The following is a 13,573-nucleotide window of genomic DNA, read 5'->3' as shown; positions in this document are numbered from 1 at the left end:
CGACGTACGGAATCGGCCCGGAATGGATGCCGCGCCCCCCAGGTTCTAGCCTGGGGGGCGCGGCATTTTTTCATCGGCATGCCCGCGACGTGAACACAGGAACGAGGCACAGATGACCGACCCAGTGACCCTGGACGGCGAGGGCACGATCGGCGAGTTCGACGAGAAGCGCGCCGAGGCTGCCGTCCGCGAGCTCCTCATCGCCGTCGGTGAGGACCCGGACCGCGAAGGTCTTCTGGAGACCCCGGCGCGCGTGGCCCGGGCGTACCGGGAGATCCTCGCCGGCCTGTGGCAGCAGCCCGAGGACGTCCTGACCACCACGTTCGACCTGGGCCACGACGAGATGGTCCTGGTCAAGGACATCGAGATCGTCTCGCTCTGCGAGCACCATCTGCTGCCGTTCCACGGCGTCGCCCACGTGGGCTACATCCCGGCCGAGTCCGGCAAGATCACGGGCCTGTCGAAGCTGGCCCGGCTGGTCGAGGTGTTCGCCCGCCGTCCGCAGGTGCAGGAGCGCCTCACCACGCAGATCGCGGACTCCCTGATGGAGATCCTGGAGGCGCGGGGCGCCATCGTCGTGGTCGAGGCCGAGCACATGTGCATGTCCGTACGCGGCATACGCAAGCCGGGCGCCAAGACCACCACGTCGGCCGTGCGCGGCCAGCTGCGGGACAGCGCCACCCGCAGCGAGGCGATGAGCCTGATCATGGCTCGCTGACCGGCGCGGACTGCGTCGACCCCGCTGACCTCCGCGGCCGCCCGGGACTCCGGGCGGCCTAGGAGATGGCGGTGCGGAGGGTGCCGACGTCGATCGGTTCGGTCTCGTCGTGCTCCGTCAGGTCGATGACCTGGGCGTCGGCGGTGTCGGTGGTGTCGGCCGCCCCAGTGGCTTCGGACGCCTCGACGGCTTCCGCGGCCGCGGTGGCTTCCGGGGCCCCGGCGGGCCGGGCCGGGGTGGTGGAGGCGGCCTTGTGGGCCGCGAGGGCCTCCTCGCCCACCACGTCCGCCAGGTCCTCGTGCTGGACGGCTTCGATCGCCGCCCGGGCGCGTGCGCTACCGGTGCCGGGGCCGCCGCCGGCCTTGGTGCCGAAGAAGTCGAAGCCGCCCTCGGCCCGGGACGCGGGGCGCCGGGAGGCGGCGTACGGGGCGATCGTGGCCGGACGGCGCCGCGCGGGAAGCCCGGACGGTGCGGCCACCGTGGCGGCCGGTGCGGCCAGGCCGGTCGGCGGGACCGGTGCCGGGGCCTCCGGGGCCTCCGCGGCTGCATGGGCCGCGGGTGCCTCGGGCAGGGCCGGGGCGGTCGGGGTCTTGGCCGCGGGGAGCTCGCGCTCGCCCTTCCGGGCCAGCGCGGACAGCGCCGCGTGTGCCCGGGCGTAGCCCAGGGCGGTGGCCGCGCCCGCGGCGGTGCGCTCCTCGGTGGCCGCCGCGATCTCCTTGGGAGCCGGTGCGCCGGACCCGTCCTTGGCGCCCGCTCCGCCGGCCTCGATGGCCAGCAGCCGGCGTCCCTCCAGGGCGCTCGCCCGCTCCGTCTCGGCCGTGGCGTACCGCCGGAGCAGGGCCGCGTGTTCGCCCCGCAGCCCGGCCAGTTCCACGCGCTTGGCGCGGAGCTTGGTGTCCAGCTTGGCGCGCAGCGCGCGGGACTCCTCGAGGTCCGACTCCAGCTCGGCTATTCGTTCCTCGGTCCGCCACTCGTCCTTGGTCCGCTCGCGGGCGAGTTCGGCGACCCGCCGCCCCGCCGCCCGGTCCCAGGTCCGCAGGAACACCGCGCCGGCGATCCCGCAGGCCGCGGCGAGCGCCGCCAGCAGCCGCAGCACCAGGCTCTCCTCGGGCACCCAGGCCACGACGGCACTGGTGAACGAGACACCGGCGATCGCCGAAGGCGTGAGCAGCCGGTGCAGGGGTTCGGGATTGCGGTGGCGTCCACGGGGCATGGCCAGAAATTTACAGGGCGTGGACCTCGCGTGGGGGGCCCGCCGGGCAATCTGTTTCCCGGCGGTTACCCCGCGATCGCGTTTCAGTTCTTCAACAGGCCCTTGGAGCCGAGCCATGCCTTGGCGACGTCGGCCGGCTTGGCGCGTTCGGTGTCGACCTTGCGGTTCAGTTCGACGAGGTCGTCGGTGGTGAGGGCGTCCGTCAGCTTGCCCAGTGCGGCCGCGACCTCGGGGCTTCCGGCGTCCTTGGCGTTGACCACGGGGAGGATGTTGTCGGCGTTCTGCAGCTTCTTGTCGTCCTCCAGCAGCACCAGGCCGAAGCTCTCCAGGGTGGCGTCGGTGGTGGTGGTGAGCACCAGGTGGTCGACCCCGTCCTTGACCGCCTGCTTGGACTGCGGGGTGCCGACGCCCTTCGGGTCGATTCCGGAAACGTCGATTCCGTATGTGGACTTCAAGCCGACCGCGCAGAAGGGCCGTACGGCGCATTCGTCGCCGGCCGCGATCTTGACCTTCAGGCCGGACTTCCCGAGGTCCGAGAGCGTCTTGAGGTTGTTCTTCGCGGCGAATTCCCGGCTGACGGCGAACGCGTTCTGGTCCACTGCCTTTCCGGCCGGCAGGGCCTTCAGGCCGAGGGGGGCGCCGAGTGTGCCCAGGGCCGCCGTGGTGGCCGCGACGTCGGCGGAGGCGACCGGCTTCTCCTCCGGTGCCTTCGGGCCGTTGACCTTGGCGTTCAGGAATTCCGCGAGGGTGGCCGCGTACTCCGGGACGATGTCGATCTCGCCCTTCTCCAGGGCGGGCTCGTACAGTTCGCGGTTCTTCACCGTGGTGACGGAGGTGCTGTAGCCGGCGTCCCGCAGCAGCTGCGCGTACAGCTCGGCCAGGATGCCGGACTCGGTGAACCCGGCCGCGCCGATCACCAGCTTGCCCTTGGCCCCGCCGGTGCCCCCGGCCCCCGTGCCGCCGCCGTCCTTGGACTTCTCCAGGCTGTCGCCGCCGCAGGCGGTCAGGGACGCGGCCAGCGCCAGCGCGCCCAGGGAAGCGCCGAGGACCCGCGTTGCCTTGCTCATTCTCTGCTCCATTCAGGGCGTTCTTCGGATGCCGCGGCGGCGGGCGGGCGGTGCCAGCAGCCGGTCCGCCGCCACCAGGAGCGCCTCGACCAGCAGCGCCAGCAGGGCCACCAGCAGGGCGCCCGCGATGACCTGCGGGGTGTTGTACGTGTTGAAGCCGGCGGTGATGATCCGGCCGAGGCCCCCCTGGCCGACCATCGCCGCGACCGTGGCCGTGGCGACGACCTGCACGGCGGCCGTCCGCAGACCGGTCATCAGCAGTCCCCGTGCGAGGGGGAGTTCCACCCGCAGGAACAGCTGCCCGCCGGACATGCCCATGCCGCGGGCCGCCTCCACCACCGAACGGTCCACCTCGCGCATGCCCGTGTACGCGTTGGTGAGCAGCGGTGGCACCGCGAACAGCACGAGCGCGGTCACCGTGGGCACGTAGCCCGAATTGCGCAGCGGGGAGACCATGAACAGGGCCAGTACCGCGAAGACCGGCACGGCCCGGCCGGCGTTGGAGATGTTGACCGCGAGCGCGCCGCCCCGGCCCAGGTGTCCGAGGGCCAGGCCGACCGGCAGTGCCACCGCGCAGGCGATCAGCAGCGCCAGGCCGCTGACGTACGCGTGCTCGGCGAGCCGGTGCCACACCCCGTCCTCGCCGGTCCAGTGGGAGCCGTCGGCCAGCCATTCCCAGGTCCCGCCCAGCAGCCCGCCGGTCATCGCTCAGGCTCCCTTCGCGACGCGGGTCCACGGCGTCAGCAGCCGCTGCAGGCCGAGCAGCAGCAGGTCGGCGGCCAGGGCGAGCAGGACGCACAGCACGGAGGCGGTGAGCACCTGTGCCTTGAAGGAGCTGTCCACGGCGGGGGCCAGCAGGTTGCCGAGGCCGCCCTTGCCGACGATGGAGCCGACGGTGGTCAGCGCCACCGTCGACACGGTGGCGATCCGGACCCCGGCGAGCAGCGCGGGCAGTGCCAGCGGGAGCTCCACCTGCCAGAACAGGCGGACGGGCCCGTACCCCATGCCGCGGGCGGCTTCCCTGACCTCCTCCGGTACGGCTTCCAGGCCGGCCAGGACGTTGCGGACCAGGATGGTCAGCGAGTACAGGACGAGCCCGGTCACGACGAGCGCGGTGGCCGCGGACAGGCCGAAGACCGGGAGGAGCAGGGAGAACATGGCCAGCGAGGGGACCGTGTAGAGGACCGTCGACAGGCCGAGCACCGGTGCGGCGTACCGGCGGCCGCGGCGGGCCAGCAGGGCGAGCGGGATGCTGACGGCCACGCCGATGGAGACGGCCGCCAGGGTGATGCCGATGTGCTGGAGGGTGGCGTCGGTCAGTTCCTGGCTGCGGCTGCGGACGTACTCCCCGCAGATCCAGTCGTTCGCCACCAGGCAGTTGCGTGCTGCCACACCGTCACCCCCCGTCGCCGAACTCCTGTACGCCCGTGCACCGCAGTGACCATAACCCCCGTGCGTGACGGTGGCCGGAATCTTTCGCAACCGGGCAACACACCTTTCACACAAGGGTGGTCCGGTCGGCGGTCCGGGTGGGACATGATGATCGGGTGATCCGATTCGAGCAGGTGACCAAGCGGTACGCCGACGGGACCACCGCCGTCGCCGGCCTCTCCTTCGAGGTGGCGGAGGGCGAACTGGTGACGCTCGTCGGGCCGTCGGGCTGCGGCAAGACGACCACGATGAAGATGGTGAACCGGCTGGTCGAGCCGACCGAGGGGCGGATCCTGCTGGGCGGCGAGGACGTCGCCGCGGCCGACCCGGTCGAGCTGCGGCGGCGGATCGGGTACGTCATCCAGCACGTCGGGCTGTTCCCGCACAAGACGGTCCTGGAGAACACGGCGACCGTGCCGCAGCTGCTCGGCACGCCGCGGGCGAAGGCCCGGGCGCGGGCCGCGGAACTGCTGGACCTGGTCGGCCTGGATCCGGCCGTGTACGGCGGCCGGTACCCGGACCAGCTCTCCGGCGGCCAGCGCCAGCGGGTCGGCGTGGCCCGGGCGCTCGCGGCGGATCCGCCGGTGCTGCTGATGGACGAGCCGTTCGGGGCGGTGGACCCGGTGGTCCGGGAGCGGCTGCAGAGGGAGTTCCTGGCGCTGCAGAAGGCGGTGCGCAAGACGGTCCTGCTGGTCACGCACGATCTGGAGGAGGCGGTCCGGATGGGTGACCGGATCGCCGTCTACGGGCACGGCACCATCGAGCAGTTCGCCGCCCCGGCGGCGGTGCTGGCCGAGCCGGCCAACGACTACGTGGCCGGCTTCGTGGGGTCCGACCGGGGGCTGAGGCGGCTCGCGGTGACCCCGGTGACGGAGCAGGACGTGGCGGCCGTGGACGGGGCCGGGCCGGCCCCGGAGGCGTCGGTGGAGCTGGGGGCCTCGCTGCGGGAGGCGCTGGCGCTGCTGCTGCAGGAGGACTCGGGCCGGATCGGGGTCACCGACCCGGCCTCGGGCGCGCTGGCCGGAGTGCTCACCGCGGAGGGCGTGCACCGGGCCCTGAGGCGGACCCGGGTGCCGGGGGCCTGATCCGGCCGGCCCGGCCCGGTCGCGGTCAGGCGTGGATGCGGTCAGGCGTGGATGCGGCCGCTCATCCACTCGAGCATCGGCGGGATCTCGCGGCGCCAGGTGTTGAAGTTGTGGCCGCCGCTGTCGAGGATGATCGAGGAGACCCGGTCCGGGCCCTTGACCGACTTGATGAACTTCCTGGTGTCCGTCAGGTTGCCCTCGCCCTCCTGGCTGCTGGTGACGAGGAAGGACGTTCCGGTCGGCTGCTTGTTCTTCAGGCTGTGCAGGACGTCCGCCCGCTTCTTCAGCTTGTTGTCGCCGCGGAACAGGTCGCCGGTGGTGGCGTCGCTGGGGGCCTCGTAGTACGCCGACAGCCCGGCGCCCGCGCCGAAGGTGTCCGGGTAGTGCACGGCCATCTTCAGGGCGCAGTAACCGCCGGTGGAGTTCCCGATGAAGCCCATGTTCTGCGGCTTGTCGCCGACCCGGAAGGTGGTCTTGATCGCCTGCGGCAGATCCCGGGCGAAGAAGGTCTCGGTCTGCGGGCCGCCCGGTATGTCGACGCACTCGGTGTCCCGCGGCGGGGCCACCGTCGGCCGCAGCATGACCAGGATCATCGGCTTCATCCTGCCCGCCTTGGCCTGCTTGAAGGCGGTCATCGGGTAGTTCAGCCCTTTGATCAGGTTCTCCGCCGTGCCCGGGTAGCCGGTCAGCACGATGGAGGCCGGGAAGTTCTGTCCCTTGAACTGCGGCTGGAAGTACTCCGGCGGCAGGTACACGTACGCCGGACTCTTGATCTTGGACTTCTCCCCCGATATGGCCACCTTCAGGATCTGCCCGCCGACGGCCGGCTGGGATCCGCCGGGGATGTCCAGCTGCTGCTTGTCGACGACCTTGATGTCCCTGCTGCTCATCGAGTGGTCGACGACCTTGCCCAGCTCGGTCTGCTGTCCGAACAGGTCCGCCCAGGATCCGTAGAAGAGGAAGGACTTGTTGGCCGCCAGGCCGACCGCGGAGAAGAGAGCCAGCTGGGTCGCTAGCAGCAGGCCGATCCGGCCGGTGATCGCGCGCCAGGTGCGGCCGGACAACCGCGGCCAGAGCCAGACCGTGGCCGCGAAGAGCAGCACACCGGCAACGATGGCCAGGACCAGAACCGTATTACTGGTGAGACCCATGATGAGTTATGCCGACTTTCTGGAGGGCAGGTCGAGTTTTTCCCGGTGGGGAGTGAACCCGCTGACCCGTGGCGCCGTCCTAGTGGACGCAACACCCCGGAGGCCGTCGCGGCCTTCGGTCACATGATCTCTCGCGGAGCAACGGGAAGCGATGTCTAGCAGGATAGATGCCGATAAGTCCGGACAGGTTCCGAACCGGATCCGGCGGATTCTTCGCGGACCACAGCCGGAGAAGGTTCCCGGGCTGGTCGGCACCGCCGCCACCGTCGTGGGTCTCCTCGACGTCGCCGCGGGGGTCTTCCCGCGCTTCCGGCACAGCCGCATCCACGCGGTCACCGAGGTGCTTCCCGGCTCCCTCGGCCCGTTCGCCGCGGCCCTGGCCATCAGTGCGGGCGTGCTCCTGCTGCTCCTCGCCCACGGCCTCAAGCGCCGCAAGCGCCGGGCCTGGCGGGCCGCCGTGTTCCTGCTGCCGGCCGGTGCGGTGGCGCAGTTCGCGTACCGCCACTCGGTCATCGGCGTGGTGATCGCGGCCGTCCTGCTCTGGCTGCTGATCCGTCACCAGAACGAGTTCAGGGCGCTCCCGGACCCGCGCAGCCGCTGGACCGCGCTGGTCAACTTCATCCTGATGAGCGCCGGCTCCATCGGCCTGGGCCTGGTCATCGTCAACTCCCACCCGGGCCGCGTCGTCGGCAGCCCCGGCCTCTCCGAGCAGATCACCCACGTGATCTACGGGCTGTTCGGCTTCGAGGGCCCGGTCGACTACGCCGGCCGGGTGTCCTGGACGGTGGGCTACTCCCTCGGCGCCCTCGGCCTGCTGACCGCCCTGACCACCGTCTACCTCGCCTTCCGCCCGGAGCACCCGGCCGCGCGGCTGACCGCCGAGGACGAGACGAAGCTGCGCGAGCTGCTCGCCCGGCACGGCGGCCGTGACTCCCTGGGCCACTTCGCGCTCCGCCACGACAAGGCCGTGGTCTTCTCGCCCAGCGGCAAGGCGGCCGTCACCTACCGCGTCGTCTCCGGCGTGATGCTGGCCTCCGGCGACCCGATCGGCGACGTCGAGGCCTGGCCCGGCGCCATCGAGCGGTTCATGGAGGAGGCCAAGATCCACTCCTGGACCCCGGCCGTCATGGGCTGCAGCGAGACCGGCGGCGAGGTCTGGACCCGCGAGACGGGCCTGGACGCGCTGGAGCTCGGTGACGAGGCCATCGTGGACGTCAAGGACTTCTCGCTGTCCGGCCGCGCCATGCGCAACGTACGGCAGATGGTCAAGCGCATCGAGCGCAACGGCTACTCCACCCGGGTCCGCCGGGTCAGCGAGCTCGACGAGACCGAGCTGGAGCACGTCCGGGCCGCCGCCGCGGCCTGGCGCGGCACCGACACCGAGCGCGGCTTCTCCATGGCGCTCGGCCGGGTCGGCGAGCCCGGCGACGGCGACTGCATCATCGCCACCGCCCACCGGACCGACGAGGAAGGGACCCCGGCGAGCCCGTACGGCGACCTGAAAGCGGTCCTCCACTTCGTCCCCTGGGGCCCGGACGGCATGTCGCTGGACCTGATGCGCCGTGACCGCTCGGCCGACCCCGGCATGAACGAACTGCTGATCGTCGCCGCCCTGCAGGCCTGCCCGGACCTGAAGATCGAGAAGGTCTCGCTCAACTTCGCCATGTTCCGCTCGGCGCTGGCCCGCGGAGAGAAGATCGGCGCCGGCCCGGTGCTGCGCGCCTGGCGGGGTCTGCTGGTGTTCCTCTCCCGCTGGTTCCAGATCGAGTCGCTGTACAAGTTCAACGCGAAGTTCCAGCCCCGCTGGGAGCCCCGCTTCGTGGTCTTCCGCTCCACCGGCGACCTCCCGCGCATCGGCTTCGCCGCGATGCAGGCCGAGGGCTTCGTCACCCTGGCGCTGCCGCGCCTGTTCGCGAGCCGCCGCCGTCCCAAGCCCGTCCGCACCTGCGCCCACGTGGGCCACGGCGGTCACGGCCACGCCAAAGGGAACGGCGACGCCGGCCGAGCCGCCCACTCCATGAGCCCGCTGCCCGCCAAGTCCGAGCGCGAGGTCCAGGCGGCCTGACCGGTGCAGCCGCCGCGGCCCCCCGCCCAGGGCCCCCGCCCCCGGCCCCCCGGCCCGCGGGCCGGGGGCGATCGGGCGGCCCTACCCTGGACAGCATGAACACGATGCGCGGGCCCGCCACCAGGGGCCGGGTCGAAGGGCTGCCGGAGTGGGACCGCTGCGCGGTCATGGGCGTGGTCAACGTGACCCCCGACTCCTTCTCCGACGGCGGCCGCTGGTTCGACACCACCGCGGCCGTCAAGCGGGGCCTGGACCTCGTCGCCCAGGGCGCCGACCTCGTCGACGTCGGCGGCGAGTCCACCCGGCCGGGCGCCAGCCGGGTCGACGCCGACGAGGAGCTCCGCCGGGTCGTCCCGGTGGTCCGCGGTCTGGCCTCCGAGGGGGTCGCCGTATCCGTCGACACCATGCGCGCGGCCGTGGCCGAGCAGGCCGTCGCGGCCGGCGCGGTCCTCGTCAACGACGTCAGCGGCGGCCTCGCCGACCCCCGCATGATCCCGGCCGTCGCCGACAGCGGAGCGCCCTTCGTGGTCATGCACTGGCGCGGCTTCAGCGAGGACATGAACCGGCTCGCCGTCTACGGCGACGTGGTCGGCGAGGTCACCGCCGAGCTCCGGGCCCGGATCGACGCCGTCATCGCCGGCGGGATCGCCCCCGAGCGGCTCGTCGTCGACCCCGGCCTCGGCTTCGCCAAGCAGGCCGAGCACGACCTGGCCCTCGTCGCCCACCTGCGGGACCTCCGCGACCTGGGCTTCCCGCTGCTGGTCGCCGCCTCCCGCAAGCGCTTCCTGGGCCGGGTCCTGGCCGGGGACGAGCACGCGGCCCCGCCGCCGGCCCGGGAGCGCGACGCCGCGACCGCCGCCGTCTCCGCCCTCGCGGCGCACGCCGGTGCCTGGGCGGTACGGGTGCACGAGGTCCGGGCCACCGCCGACGCGGTTCGGGTCGCCCGTGCCGTGGAAGGAGCCCTCTAGACACGGCCTGAGGGATCCCGGCGCGGCTCGGCGGGGGAGAAGGCGGAGGAGACGGCGAAGGAGACAGGTGAGCAGCACCGACATCGAGGCGGTCGAAGAGACCAACACGGCCTTCTACGAGGCCATGGAACGGGGGGACTTCGACACCCTGTCGGGGCTCTGGCTCGACGACGAGATCTCCTGCGTGCATCCGGGCTGGCCGGTGCTCACCGGGCGCGGCGAGGTGCTCCGCTCGTACGCGCTGATCATGTCGCACACCGAGTACATCCAGTTCTTCCTGACCGACACCAAGGTCGCGGTGATCGGCGACACGGCGATCGTCACCTGCACCGAGAACATCCTCAGCGGGGGGCCCGCGGAGGACGGCCAGGACCTCGGTCCGCTGGTCGGCCAGCTGGTCGTCGCGACGAATGTGTTCCGACGCACATCGCAGGGGTGGCGACTGTGGTCCCACCACGGTTCTCCGGTGCTGACCGAGGACGACGAAGGGGACGAAGAGGGCGCTGCGTGACCCCTCGGGCGGGGTTTGCTGCTAATCGCAGGTAAATTCGAAGGGAGACGCCGCCGACCGCACTCGGCGGAGGAGCATCTTCGAAGAATCTTCGAAGCACCGACGAAAGCAGGAGTGATTCGCGTGGATCGTGTCGCGCTGCGCGGCCTCAAGGCCCGCGGGCACCATGGCGTCTTCCCCCGGGAGCGCGAGGAGGGCCAGACCTTCATCGTGGACCTGGTGCTGCACATCGACTCCCGTCCCGCGGCGGCCGACGACGACCTGGCGAAGACCGTTCACTACGGTGTGGTGGCCGAGGAGGTCGTGGACGTGGTCCAGGGCGAGCCGGTCGACCTGATCGAGACCCTCGCCGAGCGCATCGCCCAGCAGTGCCTCAAGCACGAGGCGGTCGCCGAGGTCGAGGTGGTCGTGCACAAGCCGGACGCGCCGATCACCGTCCCGTTCGACGACGTGACCATCACGATCACCCGGAGCCGCGCGTGAACCAGACCCAGAGCGATCCCACCGTGCAGCCCGTCCCCGCCTCCGTGGTCGAGGCCGTGGACGCGGCCGACGTGACGCTTTCCAACCCCAAATGGGCGGTCGTCGCACTCGGGGCCAACCTCGGCAACCGGCTGGAGACCCTCCAGGGTGCCGTCGACGCCCTCGGTGACACCCCCGGCCTGCGGGTCAAGGCGGTCTCCCCGGTCTACGAGACCGAGCCCTGGGGCGTGGACCCGGCTTCCCAGCCCTCGTACCTGAACGCGGTGGTGGCGATCAAGACCACCCTGCCGCCGTCCTCCCTGCTGGAGCGCGGCCACGCGGTGGAGGAGGCGTTCCACCGGGTCCGCGAGGAGCGCTGGGGTGCCCGCACCCTCGACGTCGACATCATCGCGTACGCCGACGTGGTGTCGGCCGACCCGGTGCTCACCCTGCCGCACCCGCGTGCCCACCAGCGCGCCTTCGTGCTGGCGCCCTGGAACGACATCGACGCGGAGGCGCAGCTCCCCGGCCTCGGACCGGTCGCCGCGCTGCTGGCCGGCCTGGACCGTACGGGCATCACCCTCCGCCCGGACCTGGAACTCCACCTCCCCGAGTAGTCGTTCACTACGCTGGAGCGGCTGCGCACAGCTGCTGCGACGGTCGGGACGAGCGGGACGGGAACGGGGTAAGGGTTCGTGAAGCAACTGAGGCCGGCGGTCCTCGCCGGCATCTTCGTCGTGGCCGGTGTCCTGTCCTGGGCGGCCGCCCGGCTGTGGAACTCCTACGGCACCCTGCCGGGCGTGCCGCTGGCCGCGCCGATCGTGCTCGCGGTCATCGCGGTCGTCCTCCTGGCGACCGCCCTGTCGCTGCGCTCCCGGCTCAAGGCCCAGCGTGAGCGCCGTCCGGGGGCCAAGCGGGTCGAGCCCCTGATGGCGGCCCGCGCGGTGGTCTTCGGTCAGGCCAGTGCCCTGGTCGCGGCCCTGGTCGCCGGCATGTACGGCGGCACGGGCCTGTTCCTCTACCTGGCGGACCTCACCGAGGTCCCGGCCCGCCGGGACCAGGCGGTCTACGCCGGTTTCGCGGTGCTGGCCGGGTGGGCGGTGATCGCGGCCGCCCTGTTCCTGGAGCGCGTCTGCAAGCTGCCCGAGGACGAGGAGGGCCCCGGCCCCAACGCCTCGGCCCGCGCCTGACCCTGCCGCGGGGTCAGGAAGCCGGCGGGTCGGTGTTCCAGGGCACCGGCAGGTCGGTGCCGGAGGGCGTCGGCGGCTCTGCGCGTCAGGGCGCCGGCGCGTAGGAGCGGATCAGCCGGGCCAGGTGTCGGCCGGCCAGCAGCAGCGGGGTCTGGCTCTGCTCCACCTGGGCGGCCATCTCGGCCCCCTCCAGGGTGCTGATGACGGTGACGGCCAGGTCGCGGGCGTCCTCCTCGGGCAGCCCGCCCGCCGTCAGCCTCTCCCGCACCAGCCGCCGCCAGTTCGCGACGGCCACGGCGCAGGCGGCCTGGAGGTCCGGCATGCGGCCGACCGATTCCAGCGCCGTCGCCGTCACCGGGCAGCCGTCCAGCCACGCCGAGTCCCGCAGGGCGTCGGCCAGCAGCACCGCCACCGCCTCGACCGCCTCCGCCGGATCCGTACGGGACGCCAGGCCGAGGGCGAGGACCTCCGCGAACTCCTCGTCGCCGAAGGCGATCGCGGCCACCGCGAGCTCCTGCTTGCCGCCGGGGAAGAAGTGGTAGAGCGAGCCCAGCGTGGCTTCCGCCTCCTTGACCAGCTGCTTCACCGGCGTGCTCTCGTAACCGCCGTGCGTCATCAGCCGGGAGGCGGTGCGGATCAGGCGGTCGCGGGTGCCCAGGGGAGTGCTCATGGGGGCGATCGTACCCCGAAATTTGGATAGAGCGTTCGTTCCAGTGCTGTGCTACGGTCATCCCGTGCTCTGGATAGAGCGTTCGTTCCAGAGCGCTCGTTCCGGAGCGTTCGTTCCCGTCGTGGAACGAGCCGTCACGCCGTCTTCAAGGGGAGAAGCACGTCATGAGCGAGAAGAACGCCGTCAGCGTCGTCGGTCTGGGTCCCATGGGGCAGGCCATGGCCGCCGCCTACCTCGACGCCGGCCACGAGGTGACCGTCTGGAACCGAAGCGCCGGCAAGGACGCGGCGCTCGTGGAGCGGGGAGCGCGCCGCGCGGCCACCGCCGCCGAGGCGGTCGCCGCCTCGCCCGTCACCGTCCTCAGCCTGATCGACGTGGACGCGATGTACCCGGCCCTGGAGGGCGCGGACCTGACCGGCCGGGTGCTGGTCAACCTCTCCTCCGACGTGCCCGAGAAGGCGCGGGCCGCCGCCGCGTGGGCGACCGCCCGCGGCGCCTCGTACCTGACCGGCGGGGTCACCGTGAACCCCTCGGGGGTCGGCAAGCCGGAATCGCCGATCTTCATCAGCGGTCCGGAGGAGGCGTACGCGGCCCACCGCGCGACGCTCGACGTGCTCGGGGCCACGGACTTCCGGGGCAGCGAGCCGGGCCTCGCGCAGCTCTACTACCAGTTGGGCATGACCATGTTCTGGACCGCCTTCACCGGCTTCCAGCAGGCCGTGGCCATCGCCCGCGCCAACGGGCTGACGGCGGCGGACATCCTGCCCCACGCCCGCGAGACGGCCCAGAGCCTGCCCGGCTTCTTCGACTGGGCCGGGGGCCTCGTCGACGCCGACGACAACAGCGGTGAAGCGGCCCGGCTCGCCATGTGCGCCGCCAGTGTCGAGCACGTCCGCCACACGGCGGCCGCCGCGGGCATAGACACCGGCATCCTCGACGCCCACGCCGCACTCTTCCGGCGCGGCATCGAGGCGGGCTACGGCGCCGACGGCACCGCCCGGCTGGTCGGCCTGCTCGCCGACCCGGCGTAGCGGTCCCGGCC

At 72.2% G+C, this 13,573-nt stretch carries 15 protein-coding genes; 9 read left to right on the top strand and 6 right to left on the bottom strand.

Annotated features, from left to right (window positions below; all coding sequences use genetic code 11):
- The first annotated feature begins 112 nt into the window (after positions 1-112).
- Positions 113-718, top strand: a complete 606-nt coding sequence (gene folE, locus AB0O36_RS17580) for a GTP cyclohydrolase I FolE (RefSeq protein ID WP_365110696.1) — start codon at positions 113-115, stop codon at positions 716-718.
- A gap of 58 nt (positions 719-776) precedes the next feature.
- On the opposite strand, the gene AB0O36_RS17575 is transcribed toward folE, so the two are convergent.
- From AB0O36_RS17575 to AB0O36_RS17560, 4 genes are all read right to left on the bottom strand, one after another.
- Positions 777-1,931 (bottom strand): hypothetical protein, encoded by a 1,155-nt coding sequence (locus AB0O36_RS17575; protein WP_365110694.1) that lies wholly within the window; start codon positions 1,929-1,931, stop codon positions 777-779.
- A gap of 83 nt (positions 1,932-2,014) precedes the next feature.
- Positions 2,015-2,998 (bottom strand): ABC transporter substrate-binding protein, encoded by a 984-nt coding sequence (locus AB0O36_RS17570; RefSeq protein ID WP_365110691.1) that lies wholly within the window; start codon positions 2,996-2,998, stop codon positions 2,015-2,017.
- A 12-nt stretch (positions 2,999-3,010) separates the two neighbouring features.
- Positions 3,011-3,703, bottom strand: a complete 693-nt coding sequence (locus AB0O36_RS17565; protein ID WP_365110688.1) for an ABC transporter permease — start codon at positions 3,701-3,703, stop codon at positions 3,011-3,013.
- Positions 3,704-3,706: 3 nt separating this feature from the next.
- On the bottom strand, positions 3,707-4,390 hold the full coding sequence (locus AB0O36_RS17560; RefSeq protein WP_365110686.1) for an ABC transporter permease: 684 nt from the start codon (positions 4,388-4,390) through the stop codon (positions 3,707-3,709).
- Between the two features lie 155 nt (positions 4,391-4,545).
- On the opposite strand from AB0O36_RS17560, the gene AB0O36_RS17555 reads away from it, so the two are divergent.
- Positions 4,546-5,514, top strand: a complete 969-nt coding sequence (locus tag AB0O36_RS17555; protein ID WP_365110683.1) for an ATP-binding cassette domain-containing protein — start codon at positions 4,546-4,548, stop codon at positions 5,512-5,514.
- Positions 5,515-5,555: 41 nt separating this feature from the next.
- On the opposite strand, the gene AB0O36_RS17550 is transcribed toward AB0O36_RS17555, so the two are convergent.
- Positions 5,556-6,665, bottom strand: a complete 1,110-nt coding sequence (locus tag AB0O36_RS17550; RefSeq protein WP_365110681.1) for an alpha/beta hydrolase-fold protein — start codon at positions 6,663-6,665, stop codon at positions 5,556-5,558.
- A 151-nt stretch (positions 6,666-6,816) separates the two neighbouring features.
- On the opposite strand from AB0O36_RS17550, the gene AB0O36_RS17545 reads away from it, so the two are divergent.
- From AB0O36_RS17545 to AB0O36_RS17520, 6 genes are all read left to right on the top strand, one after another.
- The gene (locus AB0O36_RS17545) at positions 6,817-8,730 is read left to right on the top strand and encodes a phosphatidylglycerol lysyltransferase domain-containing protein (protein WP_365110679.1); all 1,914 of its coding nucleotides are present in this window, start codon (positions 6,817-6,819) and stop codon (positions 8,728-8,730) included.
- A 95-nt stretch (positions 8,731-8,825) separates the two neighbouring features.
- Positions 8,826-9,698: a dihydropteroate synthase gene (gene folP / locus AB0O36_RS17540; RefSeq protein ID WP_365110676.1), complete on the top strand. Its 873-nt coding sequence runs from the start codon at positions 8,826-8,828 to the stop codon at positions 9,696-9,698.
- A gap of 67 nt (positions 9,699-9,765) precedes the next feature.
- Positions 9,766-10,209 carry a nuclear transport factor 2 family protein gene (locus AB0O36_RS17535; RefSeq protein ID WP_365110673.1) on the top strand — a complete coding sequence of 148 codons (444 nt, stop codon included), beginning with the start codon at positions 9,766-9,768 and terminating at the stop codon, positions 10,207-10,209.
- A gap of 123 nt (positions 10,210-10,332) precedes the next feature.
- Positions 10,333-10,692, top strand: a complete 360-nt coding sequence (gene folB, locus AB0O36_RS17530; protein WP_361909351.1) for a dihydroneopterin aldolase — start codon at positions 10,333-10,335, stop codon at positions 10,690-10,692.
- On the top strand, positions 10,689-11,288 hold the full coding sequence (folK, locus tag AB0O36_RS17525) for a 2-amino-4-hydroxy-6-hydroxymethyldihydropteridine diphosphokinase (RefSeq protein ID WP_365110670.1): 600 nt from the start codon (positions 10,689-10,691) through the stop codon (positions 11,286-11,288). Before folB ends, folK begins: the two co-directional genes overlap by 4 nt.
- A 78-nt stretch (positions 11,289-11,366) precedes the next feature.
- On the top strand, positions 11,367-11,861 hold the full coding sequence (locus AB0O36_RS17520; RefSeq protein ID WP_365110667.1) for a DUF3180 domain-containing protein: 495 nt from the start codon (positions 11,367-11,369) through the stop codon (positions 11,859-11,861).
- Between the two features lie 85 nt (positions 11,862-11,946).
- Here the strand turns inward: AB0O36_RS17520 and AB0O36_RS17515 are convergent, their stop codons facing one another.
- Positions 11,947-12,531: a TetR/AcrR family transcriptional regulator gene (locus AB0O36_RS17515; protein WP_365110664.1), complete on the bottom strand. Its 585-nt coding sequence runs from the start codon at positions 12,529-12,531 to the stop codon at positions 11,947-11,949.
- A 164-nt stretch (positions 12,532-12,695) separates the two neighbouring features.
- Between AB0O36_RS17515 and AB0O36_RS17510 the strand changes: the two genes are divergently transcribed.
- Positions 12,696-13,562 carry an NAD(P)-binding domain-containing protein gene (locus AB0O36_RS17510; protein WP_365110661.1) on the top strand — a complete coding sequence of 289 codons (867 nt, stop codon included), beginning with the start codon at positions 12,696-12,698 and terminating at the stop codon, positions 13,560-13,562.
- Positions 13,563-13,573: the final 11 nt, after the last annotated feature.

This window comes from Streptomyces sp. NPDC089799 (genome assembly GCF_040684755.1).
Taxonomy (GTDB): domain Bacteria; phylum Actinomycetota; class Actinomycetes; order Streptomycetales; family Streptomycetaceae; genus Streptomyces.
This window is presented reverse-complemented; position numbering and strand designations above follow the sequence as displayed.

Excerpts from the sequence above, each read along its gene's own strand:
- folE (WP_365110696.1), top strand. The coding sequence starts at position 113 with ATGACCGACCCAGTGACCCTGGACGGCGAGGGCACGATCGGCGAGTTC.
- AB0O36_RS17575 (WP_365110694.1), bottom strand. The coding sequence starts at position 1,931 with ATGCCCCGTGGACGCCACCGCAATCCCGAACCCCTGCACCGGCTGCTC.
- AB0O36_RS17570 (WP_365110691.1), bottom strand. The coding sequence starts at position 2,998 with ATGAGCAAGGCAACGCGGGTCCTCGGCGCTTCCCTGGGCGCGCTGGCG.
- AB0O36_RS17565 (WP_365110688.1), bottom strand. The coding sequence starts at position 3,703 with ATGACCGGCGGGCTGCTGGGCGGGACCTGGGAATGGCTGGCCGACGGC.
- AB0O36_RS17550 (WP_365110681.1), bottom strand. The coding sequence starts at position 6,665 with ATGGGTCTCACCAGTAATACGGTTCTGGTCCTGGCCATCGTTGCCGGT.
- AB0O36_RS17545 (WP_365110679.1), top strand. The coding sequence starts at position 6,817 with ATGTCTAGCAGGATAGATGCCGATAAGTCCGGACAGGTTCCGAACCGG.
- folP (WP_365110676.1), top strand. The coding sequence starts at position 8,826 with ATGAACACGATGCGCGGGCCCGCCACCAGGGGCCGGGTCGAAGGGCTG.
- AB0O36_RS17515 (WP_365110664.1), bottom strand. The coding sequence starts at position 12,531 with ATGAGCACTCCCCTGGGCACCCGCGACCGCCTGATCCGCACCGCCTCC.
- AB0O36_RS17510 (WP_365110661.1), top strand. The coding sequence starts at position 12,696 with ATGAGCGAGAAGAACGCCGTCAGCGTCGTCGGTCTGGGTCCCATGGGG.